Annotated in this window: 14 protein-coding genes; 4 read left to right on the top strand and 10 right to left on the bottom strand. The window is 66.4% G+C overall.

Annotated features, from left to right (window positions below; all coding sequences use genetic code 11):
- Nucleotides 1–319 precede the first annotated feature (319 nt).
- Nucleotides 320–1,642 carry an NYN domain-containing protein gene (locus L1O03_RS11045; protein ID WP_236120020.1) on the top strand — a complete coding sequence of 441 codons (1,323 nt, stop codon included), beginning with the start codon at nt 320–322 and terminating at the stop codon, nt 1,640–1,642.
- 86 nt (nt 1,643–1,728) lie between these two features.
- Here L1O03_RS11045 and L1O03_RS11040 read toward each other — a convergent pair whose 3' ends face one another.
- Nucleotides 1,729–2,532, bottom strand: coding sequence for a PspA/IM30 family protein (locus L1O03_RS11040; protein WP_236120019.1), 804 nt, complete (start codon nt 2,530–2,532; stop codon nt 1,729–1,731).
- Entirely contained in the window at nt 2,525–2,929 is a 405-nt protein-coding gene (trxA, locus tag L1O03_RS11035) for a thioredoxin (protein ID WP_236120018.1), read from the bottom strand. The genes L1O03_RS11040 and trxA overlap by 8 nt, the downstream gene beginning before the upstream one ends.
- Nucleotides 2,930–3,094: 165 nt before the next feature.
- Here trxA and L1O03_RS11030 point away from each other — a divergent pair, with 165 nt between their 5' ends.
- Both L1O03_RS11030 and L1O03_RS11025 read left to right on the top strand, forming a co-directional pair.
- Complete coding sequence (locus tag L1O03_RS11030; protein WP_236120017.1) at nt 3,095–3,292, top strand: heavy-metal-associated domain-containing protein; 198 nt, start codon at nt 3,095–3,097, stop codon at nt 3,290–3,292.
- 79 nt (nt 3,293–3,371) lie between these two features.
- A complete protein-coding gene (locus L1O03_RS11025; protein ID WP_236120016.1) occupies nt 3,372–5,690 on the top strand; it encodes a heavy metal translocating P-type ATPase in 2,319 nt (772 codons plus the stop codon).
- A gap of 47 nt (nt 5,691–5,737) precedes the next feature.
- Here L1O03_RS11025 and dnaB read toward each other — a convergent pair whose 3' ends face one another.
- The 8 genes from dnaB to L1O03_RS10985 all read right to left on the bottom strand — a co-directional run bounded on the left by dnaB (nt 5,738) and on the right by L1O03_RS10985 (nt 13,903).
- On the bottom strand, nt 5,738–7,294 hold the full coding sequence (gene dnaB / locus L1O03_RS11020; protein ID WP_236120015.1) for a replicative DNA helicase: 1,557 nt from the start codon (nt 7,292–7,294) through the stop codon (nt 5,738–5,740).
- A 557-nt stretch (nt 7,295–7,851) separates the two neighbouring features.
- Nucleotides 7,852–8,304: a 50S ribosomal protein L9 gene (rplI, locus tag L1O03_RS11015; RefSeq protein WP_236120014.1), complete on the bottom strand. Its 453-nt coding sequence runs from the start codon at nt 8,302–8,304 to the stop codon at nt 7,852–7,854.
- 36 nt (nt 8,305–8,340) lie between these two features.
- Nucleotides 8,341–8,937, bottom strand: a complete 597-nt coding sequence (locus L1O03_RS11010; RefSeq protein WP_236120013.1) for a single-stranded DNA-binding protein — start codon at nt 8,935–8,937, stop codon at nt 8,341–8,343.
- A gap of 66 nt (nt 8,938–9,003) precedes the next feature.
- A complete protein-coding gene (gene rpsF / locus L1O03_RS11005) occupies nt 9,004–9,291 on the bottom strand; it encodes a 30S ribosomal protein S6 (protein ID WP_236120012.1) in 288 nt (95 codons plus the stop codon).
- 209 nt (nt 9,292–9,500) lie between these two features.
- Nucleotides 9,501–9,689 (bottom strand): hypothetical protein, encoded by a 189-nt coding sequence (locus L1O03_RS11000; RefSeq protein ID WP_236120011.1) that lies wholly within the window; start codon nt 9,687–9,689, stop codon nt 9,501–9,503.
- Entirely contained in the window at nt 9,686–11,167 is a 1,482-nt protein-coding gene (locus L1O03_RS10995; protein WP_236120010.1) for a glycosyltransferase family 87 protein, read from the bottom strand. Before L1O03_RS10995 ends, L1O03_RS11000 begins: the two co-directional genes overlap by 4 nt.
- The gene (locus L1O03_RS10990) at nt 11,167–13,467 is read right to left on the bottom strand and encodes a transglycosylase domain-containing protein (RefSeq protein ID WP_338026157.1); all 2,301 of its coding nucleotides are present in this window, start codon (nt 13,465–13,467) and stop codon (nt 11,167–11,169) included. Before L1O03_RS10990 ends, L1O03_RS10995 begins: the two co-directional genes overlap by 1 nt.
- Before the next feature lie 73 nt (nt 13,468–13,540).
- The gene (locus L1O03_RS10985; protein WP_236120009.1) at nt 13,541–13,903 is read right to left on the bottom strand and encodes a DUF5318 family protein; all 363 of its coding nucleotides are present in this window, start codon (nt 13,901–13,903) and stop codon (nt 13,541–13,543) included.
- Between the two features lie 254 nt (nt 13,904–14,157).
- Here L1O03_RS10985 and L1O03_RS10980 point away from each other — a divergent pair, with 254 nt between their 5' ends.
- Nucleotides 14,158–15,252, top strand: coding sequence for an inositol-3-phosphate synthase (locus L1O03_RS10980; protein ID WP_236120008.1), 1,095 nt, complete (start codon nt 14,158–14,160; stop codon nt 15,250–15,252).
- Nucleotides 15,253–15,515 lie beyond the last annotated feature (263 nt).

The following is a 15,515-nucleotide window of genomic DNA, read 5'->3' as shown; positions in this document are numbered from 1 at the left end:
CACCACCAGGTGGACACAAATCATCGCCTGGCCAGCATCTTTTGTCCCAGGATGTTGCCACCCTGTCGCGCTGACTCCGGTAAATGTACACACCCCACCCAGGATCACACAAACCCCCAGCACAACAAGGGTTTCCGGACGCCTACGCTTCGCGCACGGCATTGCTGGGGCGTCGAGGCAGATGCACGCCGGGTGGCCGTCGGCATGGCGGGGGAGAGTACATTGTCGCAGCGTGGGGCGGTCCCATCGACGGAGCCGCCTCCTTTAAGGCATGCTTGAAGATAAAACGGTTACGACATAACGGAAGAAATTAGGAGCCATGCTTGAACGCACACAGGTCTTCGTGGACACGTCCTACTTGCTCGCGAGCTTTTATAACTCGTGGGAGACCGGGGCCAGAGCCCAGTTGGAGATTGATCTCCCGCAGGTAGTCGGCACGCTGGACCGGATGGTCAGCGAGCAATTACATCAGCCGGTGCATCGGCAATATTGGTATGACGGGATCCCGGACTCGGGTCCGCATCGTTATCAGCGCGCACTCCGCACGTGTGACGGGGTGCTTCTTCGGGCGGGACAGCTCATTGAATGGGGGGAGCGCCGGACGCAGAAGGCCGTCGACACGCGGTTGGTGGCTGACCTCGTTCTCACTGCGGTACAGAAGCAGTGTTCGGACATCGTTCTCGTGTCCGGTGACGCGGACATGATTCCGGGCGTGCAGGAGGCGACGGCGGCCGGGCTGCGCGTGCACCTCTACGGTTTCGGGTGGGATTCCATGTCTGCTGCGCTGCGGCACAGCTGTGACACCACGACCATCCTCGACCCCCGCGAGGACTTCGCCGAGTGCATGCAGATCCACGTCCTCGAGGGGCCGCTGCCGCCCACCGTGCGGACCAAGCCCATCGGGGATGCCGAGCCTCCCGAGGAAGGCGGCCTCACCGAGGTTCCCGAGTCCGCCATGCCGCCCGCGCACCCCGTCGATGCGGTCGAGCGCGATGCCCAGCATCACGAGACCAGCGCGGAGGGCGCGGAGGACACGGCCGCGGCTCAGCCCGAAGGGGAGGAGCCCGCGATGCAGCCGGGGAGCTTCGCCACCACTGGTGCTCCCGCCACCCCGACGGGGCAGGGCGAGTCCGGGGGGAAGCATCTGGCGAGCTCGGTGGCCGCCACGCAACCCACCCCGGCGGCGGAGCCCGAGGAGCCGGAGGTGGAGGAGGACGTCGTCGAGAAGGACGCCGCTCCCGCCGAGGAGCCGGAGGAGGAAAAGCCGACGCCGCGGCCGAAGCCTCGTCCGGGTGGGGCGCCCAAACCCTCGATGATGGCGCCGCGGCGGAAGCTGCGCTCGCGCTATGTGCCCCTGCCGGCCGAGGTGTGGACCAGCGCCGGCTCGCAGAATCCCTTCGATGTGGGGCAGCAGTATGCCGCCTGGTGGTATGACAACGCGGCCAATGAGCAGCAGCGCAATCATGCGCACTTGCTGTCGGGCGGTGGGCTTCCGCCGGAGATCGATCGGCCGCTGCTGCAATTTGCCTGCGAGACGCTGCACGAATACACCCTCAGTGAGACCCAGCGCGTGAACCTGCGCGATGGATTCCACTCGGGGATTCGGGGCATCCTCATCAATCTGTCCCAGCGGGAGCGCTAGGGGAGGGGCCCTGCGCCCCAGACACACGGACGCCGCCCTCCTCAGCGGGGGGCGGCGTTCGGTGTTCGACGGGTGCCTAGGCGGCTTTAGGGCTGGGGGTTCCCCGGGTTCTCCGGCTTGTCCTCGGTGCCGCCGGTGATCTGCTTGCGGTCGGTTGAGGTGGAGCTGCCTCCGTCGAGCTCGGCGCGGATCTGGTCGAGGCGGGCGCTTGCGCGCATGTCCTTCTCGATGGCCTCGACGTTGGCGATGTTCTCGCTGAGGTTGTCGCGGACGAGCTCCTGGGCGCCGAGGGCGTTCGCGTAGCGGCGCTCGATCTTGTCGCGGACGGAGTCGAGCGTCGGGGTGGAATCATCCGCGCGGAACTGCCGGGTGCTGTCGAGGGCCTCCGTCGCCTTCTGCTGCATGTCCGCCTGGACGGCCTGGCTGCGGAGCTGTTCGAGCTCGCTGAGCTGCTGCTGGAGGCGCGCCTCCGACTCCTTCTGCTGGTTCTTCGCCTGCTCGGCGGCCGCCTGGGCGTTCTGGTGCATGGTGCGTGTGTCGTCGATCTGCTGTTCGACAGAGACGAGCTGCGCGGCGAGGACCTCGGCGGCCTGCTCATACTCGGTGGCGGTGGTTTCCTCGCCGGAGGAGCGGGCCTTGTCGGCCAGCGTGAGCGCCTGGCGGGCTTGGCTCTGGATGCGCTCCTGATCCTCGAGGAGGCGGTTGAGCTTCATCTCCAGCTGCCGCTGCTGCCCGATGAGGGTGGCCGCCTGCTCGCTCACCTGCTGGTGCTGCTTCTTTGCGGCCTCGACGGCCTGGTTGATCTGGATCTGCGGGTCGGCGTTCTCCTCGATCTTCGCGTCGAGGGAGGAGGTGAGGTACTTCCAGCCTTTGCGGAAGGGGTTAGGCATTGTCCTTCCCTTCCGGCTGCGCCTCGGACGAGGAGGCGTCGTTGGCCTCGGCGATCTGGCGGCGGACCTCATCCATGTCCAGCTCGGAGGCCTGCGTGATGAGGTCCTCGAGGGCCTCGGGCGGGAGGGCGCCGGAGCCCCGGTAGATCATGATGCCCTCGCGGAAGACCATGAGGGTCGGGATGGACTGGATTTCCAGAGCCGCGGCGAGCGCCTGGTGGGCCTCCGTGTCCAGCTTGGCGAAGGTCATCTCCGGGTGCTCCTCGGAGGCCTTCTCAAACGTCGGTGCGAATGCCCGGCAGGGGCCGCACCACGAGGCCCACGCGTCGACGAGCACGATGCCCTCGCCGGTAACGGTGCTTTCAAAAGTGTCTTCTGTGACGTCGATCGTGGCCATGCTGTCACCCTTCGCTTCGTGGAGGTTAATTTTGCCGAGGACCCAAAACGTTGCAAGAATCGGGTCGTGACCGAGTCAACGGTCCCTGGTGCGACATTATTCCGGTTTCTCCGAGCAAGGTCCACCACGATGCCACGACAATCGCTAGGAAAGGGATGCTTGTCGATGATTAAGAACTACTCCGTCAAGGGCATGAGCTGCGAACACTGCGCCAACGCCGTCAAGGGGGAGGTCGGGGAAATCCCCGGCGTCCAGGGGGTGGACGTTGACCTCGCGGCGGGGCTCGTCACCGTGACGGGTCAGGATTTCACGGACGATCAGGTCGACGCCGCCGTCAACGAGGCCGGCTACACCGTGGAATAAATACCCCCCGGGGGTATATTGTGGGGTGAGAACGCTCAGGCACAGGATTCACAAAACTCTCACCGAGGAAGGATCGCCCATGCCGGATTCATCCCACACGCAGGCCTCCCCGCCGCGTCCGGAACTCCAGCACATCCAGCTGGACATCACGGGCATGACCTGCACCTCCTGCTCCGCCCGGGTGGAGCGCAAGCTCAATAAGCTCGACGGAGTCACGGCGGCCGTCAACTTCGCCACCGAATCCGCCGCCGTCGACTTCGACCCGACGAGCCACACCCCGGAGGAGCTCATCGGCGTGGTGGAGAAGACCGGCTACGGGGCGTACCTCCACGCCCAGGACGAGGCCCCGGCGCCCGGGGAGGGGGGCGCGGGGCAGGCGTCGTCGAGCCCAACGGGGGAGAGCGAAGCCGAGCAGGCGCAGGCGCGGCACCAGGCGGAGGTGGCGAGGCGGCTGCTTGTCGCGCTCGTGTGCAGCGTGCCGGTCATGGTGCTCAGCATGGTGCCCGCGCTGCAGTTCCGGAACTGGCAGTGGGCGGTGGCGATGCTCGCGACCGCCGTGTACCTCTGGTGCGGTTCGCTGTTCCACCGGGCCACGCTCACCAACCTGCGGCACGGCAGCTTCACCATGGACACCCTCATCACCCTGGGGACGACGGCCGCCTGGCTGTGGTCCATGGCGGCGCTCTTCTTCGGCGGGGCGGGGGAGCCCGGTTATCACATGCATATGTCGCTCGTGGGCAGGGCGCATTCCGCGAGCGACCACCTCTACTTCGAGGCGGCGAGCATGGTCATCGCCTTCCTCCTCATCGGGCGGTGGTTCGAGGCGCGGGCGAAGGGCCGCTCCTCGGAGGCGCTGCGCGCGCTCCTCGATCTGGGCGCCAAGGAAGCCTCCGTCATCCGCGAGAACACCGAGGTCAAGGTGCCCATCGGGCAGATCGCGGTGGGGGATCGCATCGTTGTGCGTCCGGGGGAGAAGATCCCCACGGACGGCGTGGTGGAGGACGGGCACTCCGCCGTCGATGAGTCCATGCTCAGCGGCGAGTCCGTCCCCGTCGACGTCAGCCCCGGCGACCACGTCACCGGCGCCACGCTCAACAGCTCCGGGCGGCTCATCATCCGCGCGAGCCGCGTCGGCGAGGACACGACCCTCGCCCGCATGGCCGCGCTGGTCACCGAGGCGCAGGCGCGCAAGGCCCCGGTGCAGCGGCTTGTCGACGCCATCTCGCAGGTGTTCGTCCCGGTGGTCGTCGGCGTCTCTGTGCTGACCCTGCTCCTCCACCTCCTGCTCGGGAGCACCGCCGCGGACTCCTTCACGGCTGCCGTCGCGGTGCTCATCATCGCGTGCCCGTGCGCCCTGGGGCTTGCGACGCCCACCGCGCTGCTCGTGGGGAGCGGGCGCGGATCCCGGATGGGGATCCTCATTCGCGGCCCGGAGGTGCTGGAGACCTCGCGGGCGATCGACACGATCCTCATGGACAAAACCGGCACCGTCACCACCGGGCACATGAGCCTCTCCGCCGTGCACCCCGCGGAGGGCCAGGACGCCGAGGAGTTGCTGCGGCTCGGCGCAGCCCTGGAATCGGGCAGCGAGCACCCCGTGGCCCGCGCCATCACCGAGGCCGCCGAAGGGCAGCAGCTGCCCGAGGCCTCCTCCGTTCAGGCTCTGCCCGGGATGGGCGTCGAGGGGCGCGTGGCCGGCCGCGCCCTGCGGATGACCCGTCCGACCGGGGAAGAGGGGGCGCTCGCCGAGCACATCGACCGAGGTCACGAGGCCGGGGGGACCGTCGTCGTCCTCCGCGAGGGCGAGGCGGGCAGCGAGGCCGTGCTGGGCGTTTTCGTTGTCCACGATGAGCCGAAGAAGAGCTCCGCGGAGGCGATCGCAGCGCTCGGGGAGCTGGGACTCACCCCCTGGCTCATCACCGGAGACAACGAGGGCGCAGCCCGGGTGGTGGCCGGAAAGGTGGGGATCCGCCCCGAGCACGTCATCGCGGGCGTCATGCCGGAGGACAAGGTGGAGACGGTCCGCCGCCTCCAGGGGGAGGGGCGGAAGGTCGCCATGGTGGGCGACGGCATCAACGACGCCGCGGCCCTCGCACAGGCCGACCTAGGGATGGCGATGGGCGCCGGCACCGACGTGGCCATCGAGGCGAGCGATCTCACCCTCATGAACGACGACCTCCGCTCGGCCGTCGATGCGCTGCGGCTCTCCCGGCGCACGCTGCGCATCATCCACGGGAACCTCTTCTGGGCCTTCGCCTATAACGTGCTCCTCATCCCGGTGGCGGCGTTCGGGCTGCTCAACCCGATGCTCGCGGGCGCCGCGATGGCCTTCTCCTCGGTCTTCGTGGTGAGCAACTCCCTGCGGCTGCAGGGCTTCCGCTCGCGCTGGGCGAAGTAGGCGGCGCGAGGCGCGAGGGGGCGCGCGGGCGGTGCGGGCGGCGCCTCCTAGCCCCCCATCCGCGGCATGGGCACGAAGCGCGAGCAGCTCAGCTGGTGGGCCACGCCCACCGTGCCGATGGGCCCGCCACGGTGCTTCGCGATGATGATGTCGGCCTCGCCGGCGCGTTCGTCGTCGGGATCCTGGGAGTCCGGGCGGTAGAGGAGGAACACCATGTCCGCGTCCTGCTCGAGGGAGCCGGATTCACGCAGGTCAGCGAGCTGGGGCCGCTTGTCCGTTCGGGATTCGGGGCCACGGTTGAGCTGGGAAATTGCGATGAGCGGGACGTCGAGCTCCTTCGCCAGCAGCTTGAGCTGGCGCGAAAACTCCGAGACCTCCTGCTGGCGGGACTCCACCTTCTTGCCGGAGGACATGAGCTGAAGATAATCGACGACGATGAGCTGCAGGTCATGCTGCTGCTTGAGGCGCCTGGCCTTGGAGCGGATCTCCATCATGGTGAGGTTGGGGGAGTCGTCGATGAAGAGGGGGGCGTCCTCGATCTCGCTCACGCGATTCACCATGCGGGCCCAATCCTGGTCATCCATGGTGCCGGAGTTCATCTTCTGAACGCTGATCTCCGTCTCCGCGGAGAGCACACGCCGGACGATCTCCTGCTGGCTCATCTCCAGGGAGAAGATCACCGAGGCCTTGTTCTGGCGCAGCGAGCAATTCCGCATGAAGTCGAGCCCCAGGGTGGACTTACCGACGCCCGGCCGCGCCGCGATGATGATCATCTGCCCGCCGTGGAGGCCGTTGGTGATGTCGTCGAGCTCAGGGAAGCCCGTCTGGATCCCCATGGCCTGCCCGCCGAACTCCGCGATGCGGTCGAGCTCATCCATCGTGGGGACGAGGATATCCCGAAGGATCGCATAGTCCTCCGTGGTTTTGCGCTGGCTCAGGGCGAAGATCTCCTGCTGCGCCATGTCGACGAGCGCATCGACCTCCGCGCCGTCCGCGCCCTCGTAGCCCAGCTGGACGACGCGCGTCCCGGCGTCGACAAGCCGGCGCAGCTGCGCCTTCTCGGCGACGATCTCCGCGTAATAGGGGGCGTTGGCCGTGGTCTGCACGCTGCTCATGAGCGTGTGGAAATAGGGCAAGCCGCCCACGCGCTCCAGGTTGTTGAAGCGATCCAGGTGCTGGCCGAGGAGAAGGGCGTCGATCTCTTTGTTGTCCGCGAAGAGGTCGAGGATCCCCTGGTAGATGATCTGGTGGGCGGGGCGGTAGAAGTCCTCGGGGGAGAGTTCCTCCAGGATGTCCACGACCGTGTTGGGGTTGAGGAGCATCGCACCGAGCACGCACTGCTCCGCCTCCATGGAGCTGGGCATCGCGCGGAACTCGCCGGTGGAAGAGCGAGAGTCCCGCGAGTCGCGGGAACCACGGAAGGGACGGGAGTCCCGGGAGTCCCGCGGCGAGTGGGAGGAGTGCGAGCGCGGAGAGCTGGCGGGGGAGGAGTGGAAGGACTCGAAGGAGTCCTCCGAGTCCGGGGGCGTGTCCTCTCCCTCCGGCTCCGGGGGAAGGACGTAGTCCTCATCGGAGAAGCTATCCCTCATCGCATCATCAGCCATGGTTCCCCTTCGTCTCTGGCGCGGTCATCGTGGGGAATTCTACTGGATGGGTCGGACATGAACCCGAGGAGGGAGGGCAGCGTGGGCCTGCCTGCGGGGAGTTCTCTCCACAGAGTTATCCACAGGCCTTGTGGAAGGAGGGTGGAAAACTGCGGAGTTTTCCGCATTTGGGGCCGCCTCTTGTGGAGGGATTGTGGAGAACTTGTCCCCCTGAGCAGGCACGAACGGCGTTGTTCCAGCTCAGAAGGGTTTTTCCCCTGTGGAGAACCATGCTGTTTTGTGTGGAAAACACGCTTCACCTGCCGTTTTGCACGGTGTCCAGAATCTGAACTGTGCATTGACACGCGAGAACCTGCTGTTTTCTTGCTCACCGGCCCCTCGAAGTTTTCCACAGGTTTTCCACAAGGGGTGAGGTGGGGGTGGAGAGGGCCGGGAGGGCCGGATTCTGTCCGGACATACTCAACAGCCCCGGGTTCCACTCCCAGCTGTGTGGGGGTGCAACTCGGGGCTGCTGAGTGCTGTTGTCGTTGGGCTAGTAGTTAGCCGCCGTCGTCCGCTTAGGCGGAGACGACCTCAAAGTTCACCTTGCCATTGATGTCGTTGTGGAGCTTCACCAGGACCTGGTAGTTACCAGTTCTCTTGATGAGCGCCTTCGGCAGTTCAATGGCGCGCTTATCCAGGTTCGGGCCGCCGGCTTCCCGCACGGCGTTGGCGATGTCCTCCGGCTTCACGGAGCCGAAGATCTTGCCCTTGTCCGAGGTGCGGACCTTGACGGTCACCCCGCGCAGCTCGTCGAGCTGCTGGCGAACCTCGTGCGCGTGGTCCAGGTCCCGGATGCGGCGGGCTTCCTGGGCACGCTTGATGCCTTCAATCTGCTTCACGGCGCCGCGGGTGGCCGGGATAGCCAGCTCGCGGGGAAGCAGGAAATTACGTCCGTAGCCGTCCTTAACCTCCACGATGTCACCGGCGACACCGAGGTTCTCAACGGCAGCGGTGAGGATCAGCTTCATGATCCCTGCCTTTCCTTAAAAGTGTGTGGTGGTACCTCAGAACGGGACGTCGTCGTTCGCACCGCCGAAGCCGCCGGCGGGCGGGGCGGAATTCCACGGGTCGTTGGCCGGAGCGCTCTGCGAGCCCTGCTGGCCGCCGCCGAAGCCGCCGTAATTCTGTCCCTGATTCTGGTTCTGCTGGGGGGCGCCACCGCCCGAGCCGCCCTGGGGCTGTTGCTGGCCGCCGCCGAAGCCGCCGCTGCGGTTTCCGCCGTACCCGCCCTCGCGGGGGTTACGGCTCACCTGCGCGGTGGCATAACGGAGGGACGGGCCGACCTCGTCGACCTCGACCTCAAAGACGGTGCGACGGTTCCCCTCGCGGTCATCGTAGGAACGCTGCCGGAGCCGGCCGGTCACGATCACACGCATGCCCTTGCTGAGAGACTCGCGGATGTTCTCCGCCATCTTCCGCCAGGCATTGCAGGTGAGGAACAGGGCCTCGCCATCTTCCCACTGGCCCGTGTCCCGGTTGTAGAAACGCGGGGTGGAGGCGATTCGGAAGTTCGCCACCGCAGTGTTGGACGGCGTGTAACGCAGCTCCGGGTCGTCGACAAGGTTGCCAACGATGGTGATACTGGTTTCTCCCTGTGCCATATTTCTCTGCCTTCCTGCTGTGATTGTGGTGCCGATGCTAGCAGCGCGAGGCGCCTTTAGCAGCGATTACTTGTCGTTGCGCAGAACCTTGGTACGCAGGATGGTGTCGTTGATAGTGAGCAGACGGTCCAGCTCCTGGACGGTGTCCGGCTCGCAGGTCATGTTGACCACGACGTAGATGCCCTCATCGTGCTTGAGGATCGGGTAGGCCAGACGGCGCTTCCCCCAAATGTCAACCTGATCGATGGTGCCGTTTTCCTTGCGGACAACCTCAAGGAACTTGTCCAGGGACGGGCCTACGGTGCGCTCATCCTGGGAAGGATCCAGGATGATCATCATTTCGTACTGACGCACGGACCTCATCACCTCCTATGGTCTTCGTAATGTGTATCGGCCGTGCCTCGTTCTGGCACGGCAGGAGGACGTTGCGTCAAGCAACCCTTCAAAGGTACCCCAGATGCTCGGCAAATGGTAATCGTCGATCCCACACGAGGGGAACGACGTCGGGCGCCCGCATGCGGGGCGCGGCCAGCCCGCCCGGGCGGGTGGAGGAGGGGGGAGTGTTAGTGGCTGGGCGCGGAGATGGTGAGCGCCACGGTGACCGGCACGACCGTGACGAAGAAGAGCGCCATGAGGCCCAGGATGATGAGGAGGCTCCGTCGCTTGCCGCGCATGAATCCCCAGAAGGCCCCGAGGATGCAGAGGAATCCGAGGAATACGCTCACCATCGTGAGGATGACCGAAATCGTCACGGCGCTGCTGTCTCCTTTGCTGATTCGTCGGCCTCGGACGTCGAGCGGGGGCCAAAGTCCCCGGCCAGGGGGTCGCGTCCTGCGTGGGCCTCTTCCACCTTATCCTTCACCTTCCCGAGCATCTGCGCCACGACGAGCACCGCGATCGCGATGATGAGCCCGTCCCGGCAGAGCACCGCGATGTTGAGCACCCAGCCGGGAAGCCCGTGATGATCGGCGCCCATCATGTGCCAGGTGAGGATGGGCCACACGAGCACCTCGGAGCACATCCACGCGAGCAGCAGGCGCCACCGGGGCAGGGCCAGCACGGCTGGGACGACAAGCCACAGCGAGTACTGCGGGGACCACACCTTATTCACCAGCAGGAAGGCCGCGACGATGAGGAAGAGGAGCTCGGCCACCCGGGGGGTGCGCCGGGTCCCCAGTCCCAGCCCGGCGATCGCCAGACATGCCCCGGCGAAGAGGAGGAAGCTCACCGTGTTGAGCACGGTGGGGGTGCTGCTGCTGGCGTCGAAACCCGACCAGCCGGTAGCGCGCGCGAGGACGGCGTAGATGGTGGTCCACTCCCAGCTGCGCTCACGGTTGAGGCGGAGGAACTCCGACCATGCCTCCGGGTAGAGGAGCATGACGGGGAGGTTGAGGAGGATCCAGGACACGACGCCGCCGGCGAGCATCCGGAGGAAGGGGCGCGCTCGACGGTTGCGCACCGCGAGGACAAGGAAGGCGCCGAAGGCATAGAGCGGCCACAGCTTGAAGGCCGTCCCCAGGCCCAGCATCACGCCTGCGAGCCCGGGGCGACGCCGGCGGACAAACCACAGGGCTGCGATAACGCAGACGATGGAGGGGATGTCCCAATTGGTGAACGCGTGGACGATGAGGACGGGGGAGGCAGCGATGAGCACGACGTCCCACACGCGATTGCCGGCCAGCTCCGCCAGCATGATGATGCCCAGCACCCAGAGGAGGCTGAGGAAGCCCGCGGTGATGGTGAAGTAGATGACCGAGGGCGGGGGAGTGGCCCCGGGGAGGATGGAGAGGACCCGGTACACCATCCGGCCGAACGCGCCCATGATGCCCTGGAAGTAGCCCGTGGCCACCGGGTATTCGAGGTAGCGAGTGAGCCCGTCCTCCTGCCAGGAATAGGCGTAGGGGAAGCCGCCCGTGTTGAGGCCTCGGCCGGCGAAGAGCGGGATGATGTCGTTGTAGCAGGCAGTGGTGTACTGCCAGAAGCCGGACCAGTCGAGGCTGGCGATCCCCTTCTCATCGATGCTGCTCCGGAAGCAGGGTGACTTCTGCGCATAGCCGAAGCTGCAGAAGGCGACCGCGAGCGCGATGAGGACGCGCAGCGGTGTCCACCAGCGCTGGCGCCCCACCGCCGCGTGCGGCCCGAGAGGGCCGCCGAGGAACTCCCCCCAGCTCCGCGCGGCAGGCTCCCGCCCGATGGCGGGGACCCTCGACTCAGCCGGCCCGATGCGCATTAGCCTGCGGGAACGTGGGCACCCGGCTGCCGTTGCGTGTCACCTCCCGCTCCGGGTGCAGGGGCGGGCTCGGCGGGAGCGTTGGCCCCGCCGTTCTGGGCACCTTCGCCGGCTCCACCGGCCCCGCCGGCTCCACCGGCCCCGCCGGCACCTCCGCCGACGCCGGGGTGCGGCCCGGGCAGCGGGATGGGCGGAAGGCCGGGCAGCTGGATGGCCGGCTGCTGGTTGCCCTCATTGCTCTCGGAGGGGGCGGTGGCGCTCGACTCCGGTGCGGCCGAGCTCGCGGGAGCCTGGTTGTTGCTCCAGTTGGCCGGCGGGATGTTGGCGTTCTTCAGCTCCCGGCTGGTGACCTCGATGGGCTGGGCGTCCTCGAAGTACTCGATGTCCTCGTTGACGAGGGCACCATCCATGGCGTCCTTCCAGATGTCGGAGGGCAGCCCCGCGCCGTAGATGGCGCCGCCCCACGGGGTGGTGATCGCGGAGCCGTCCTCGGTGCCCACCCAGACGGCGGTGGAGAGCTGCGGCGTCGCGCCGATCATCCAGGCGTCCTTGTTCTGCCCGGTATCTCCGAGCTGGGAGGTGCCGGTCTTCGCGGCGGAGGGCCGGCCGTTGGCCAGTGCATGGCCGTTGGAGTAGGAGGCGATGGGCGCCATCGCGGACATAACATTGTTCGCGACGTTGGCATCGACGCGCTGGTCACCGTCGGAATCCTCATGCTCGTAGAGGACCTCACCCGCGGCGTTTTCCACCCGCTGGACAAAGTGGGTGTCGTGGTAGACGCCCTTGTTCGCGAGGGTGCCGAGCCCCACCGCCATGTCGAGCGGCCGGCTCTGGTACTGGCCGAGGATGACGCCCTCATAGGTGCCCCCGTTGGGCTCCTGGAGGGTGTGCTCGACGCCCGGGATGCTCTCCGCCACGCCGAGGCGGTGCGCCATGGCGGCGGTGTCCGCCGGGCCATTCTCCAGGTCCTCCTGGAGGCGGATGAAGCTCGTGTTCAGCGACTGCTTGAGCGCCTCACGGATGCTGCAGTAGCCGCAGGACATGCCCTCGGAGTTCTGCACGGTGATCGACCCGGGCAGCTCCACCGGGGCGGAGGAGTAGCCGGTGGTGAGCGGGATGCCCTGCTCCAGCGCGGCGGCCAGGCCGAAGATCTTGAAGGTGGAGCCCGTCTGCAGGCCCGCATTGCCATAGTCCCAGCCGTAGGGGTCCTCTCCGCCGTAGTAGGCGCGCACCGCGCCCGTCCGGGGATCGGTGCTCACGACGGCGGTCCGAAGGTTCTCATTCTGGCCCTCGAGGTTGCTGCGGGCGGAATCGACGGCCGCTTGCTGGGCGACGGGGTCGATCGTCGTCGTCACCCGGAGGCCCTGGTTAGTCACCGCGTCCTCGGAGATGCCCAGCTCGTTGAGCTCGGCGAGGACGTGGTTCTTGATCATGCCGTTGGGCCCGCCGGTGGTGCTGTTCTCCTGGACGGCGGCGGGGTCGGTGGTCTCGGGGTAGACCATCCCGGCGCGCTCTCCACGGCCCAGGGTGCCGACGGACACCATGCCGTCGAGAACATAGTTCCACCGCGCTTCGGCCTCGCCGCGATTGGTCCACGGGTCCAGCTGGCTCGGCCGCTGGATGGACGCGGCGAGCACGGCGGCCTGCTCCGGGGTGAGCTCCTGGACGGGGACGCCGAAGTAGGCGTGGGCGGCGGCGTCGACGCCATAGGCGTTACGGCCGAAGTAGACGGTATTGAGGTAGGCGCCCAGCACTTCTTCCTTGGACCACTCGTTGGCCATCTTCACGGAATAGACGAGCTCCCGGGCCTTGCGGATGTAGGAGTGCTCGTTCCCGACGAGGGCGTTCTTCACGTACTGCTGGGTGATCGTGGAGCCGCCGCCCGCGGAGGAGTTCCCCGTGAGCTGGCCGAGGACCGCGCGGCCGAAGCCGCTAAAGGAGAAGCCATTGTTGGTGTAAAACTCGCGGTCCTCCGCTGCGAGCACGGCATTCTTCACGGAGTCCGGGATCTGATCCACGGGCACGCTCCGTCGATTCCCCTCGGGGGGCACGATGCGCGCCAGCTCCGTCTCGCTATCCGCAGCATAGATCTGGGAGATCTGGGGGGCGGGCAGCTCCTCCGGCTCGGGGACGTCCACCACCATGTAGGCGATGAGGAAAGCCCCCAAGGGAATGAGCACGATCGCAGCCACCAGGGAGAGAACCCCGATGACCCACGGCCGACGCCGCGATGCCCCAGAACGCTTCTTCCGAAGCCCTGCAGCCGTCGATCCGCCTGCATGCTTTCTTTTCTCTGACACCTTCTATCCCATCCTCAATGGCACTACAACTCTTCTGCCACAGTAACGGGCCATCCTGAGAACAAGATGACCGTCATCCCGCCACGGCCGTGCACGCTTTCATCAGGAAGTTCCAGCGGCACGCGGGGCAGACCTCGACCGTGTGGACCGTGATCTCGGGATAACGCTGAACGATCTCCTCGATTTCCTCTAGATTACGGGCCGTGCCGGACATGCGCCCGAGATCCTCGCCATAAATCCACTCCACGCTGCGCAGGCGATCCGAACCGCAAATGGGGCACGGGTAGCCGGCGGGGCCACCGTGGAAGGTCGATGCGGTGACGAGGATGAAGTCAGCATCGCAGATCTCTTCACGGCGCAGGAGGCCGGCACGCCACTGCTGAAGGACGTGCTGCCGTTCCCACTGGTGATTAATCTCGTTGCGATACGCGACCACAGTGACAGTGTAGAGACTGACCCGGACATGAACGGAGCGCGCCTGCTCGGAGCGCGGCCGGGCCCTGGCCGGAGGAGGGGGCGGCGGGCTTAATCGATCAACCTCTCATCTTGAACGATCCTGTACGCGGCGGGCCCCGGCCCGCTCCTCTTTCCTCCGTACCGTGGGAATGTCGTGCCTGGGGGAGCCCCTCCTCCGGTCACCCAGCACTTCACGCTGATATCACACGGAGAAGTAGTGAGGAGTTCACTTTTATGAGCAATTCGTCCATCCGCGTCGCGATTGCCGGCGTCGGGAATTGCGCAACATCGCTGATCCAGGGCGTCGAGTTCTACAAGAACACCCCCGCCGAGGAGAAGGTCCCCGGCCTCATGCACGTCCAGTTCGGCGATTACCACGTCAAGGACGTCGAGTTCGTCGCGGCTTTTGATGTCGACGCTGACAAGGTGGGCAAGGACCTCGCCGAGGCCACTCGCTCCTCCCAGAATTGCACCATCACGATCACCGATGTCCCGGACACCGGCGTGATCGTGCAGCGCGGCCCGACGTACGACGGCCTGGGCATCCACTACAAGCAGGCCATCACCGAGTCCGAGGAGGAGCCGGTCGACGTCGTCCAGGCCCTCAAGGATGCCGAGGTGGACGTGCTGATCTCGTACCTGCCCGTCGGTTCGGAGCAGGCGGACAAGTTCTACGCCCAGTGCGCGATCGACGCCGGCTGTGCCTTCGTCAACGCGCTGCCCGTGTTCATCGCCTCCGACCCGGAGTGGGCTGAGAAGTTCCGCCAGGCGGGCGTGCCGATCGTCGGCGATGACATCAAGTCCCAGGTGGGCGCCACCATCACCCACCGCGTCATGGCTCGCCTCTTCGAGGAGCGCGGCGTGCGCCTCGAGCGGACCATGCAGCTCAACGTGGGCGGCAACATGGACTTCATGAACATGCTCGACCGCAACCGGCTGGAGTCCAAGAAGATCTCCAAGACCCAGGCTGTGACGTCGAACCTCACCGACGGCCCGCTCGCGGGGAAGGTGGAGGACCGCAACGTCCACATCGGCCCCTCGGACTACGTGGCCTGGCTGGACGACCGCAAGTGGGCCTACGTCCGCCTCGAGGGCAAGGCCTTCGGCGAGGTGCCGCTCAACCTGGAGTACAAGCTCGAGGTGTGGGACTCCCCGAACTCCGCCGGCATCATTATCGACGCCCTCCGCGCCGCGAAGATTGCGCGCGACCGGGGTCTGGGCGGCCCCATCATGCCGGCCAGCTCCTACCTCATGAAGTCCCCGCCGGAGCAGCTTCCGGACGATGAGGCGCGTGCCCGCCTCGAGGCCTTCATCCGCGGGGAGCTCTAAGACCCGCGGGGTGATGCGGGCTGCGTGATGGCCGGCCCGCATGCCCGTCGAACGCCCCGGGAGGGGGAGGGATAACGATGAAATATCCCGACTTCCTCCCGGGGCGTTACGCGTCTCGCGGGAAAAGAGTCCAATATCACATCTACAAATTACGCGGAGAGAAAACGTTCACCGTTAAGATTTTTCCAAGCATTTGGCATGCAATTTCCCCAGGTCATAGGGCCGCAGGAATAATGCATACCCTAGAGCCTTAACGCAAGATA

The organism is Corynebacterium uropygiale (assembly GCF_021568315.1).
GTDB lineage: Bacteria > Actinomycetota > Actinomycetes > Mycobacteriales > Mycobacteriaceae > Corynebacterium > Corynebacterium uropygiale.
The sequence above is the reverse complement of the archived record's forward strand: the minus strand, read 5'-3'. Positions and strand labels throughout refer to the sequence as shown.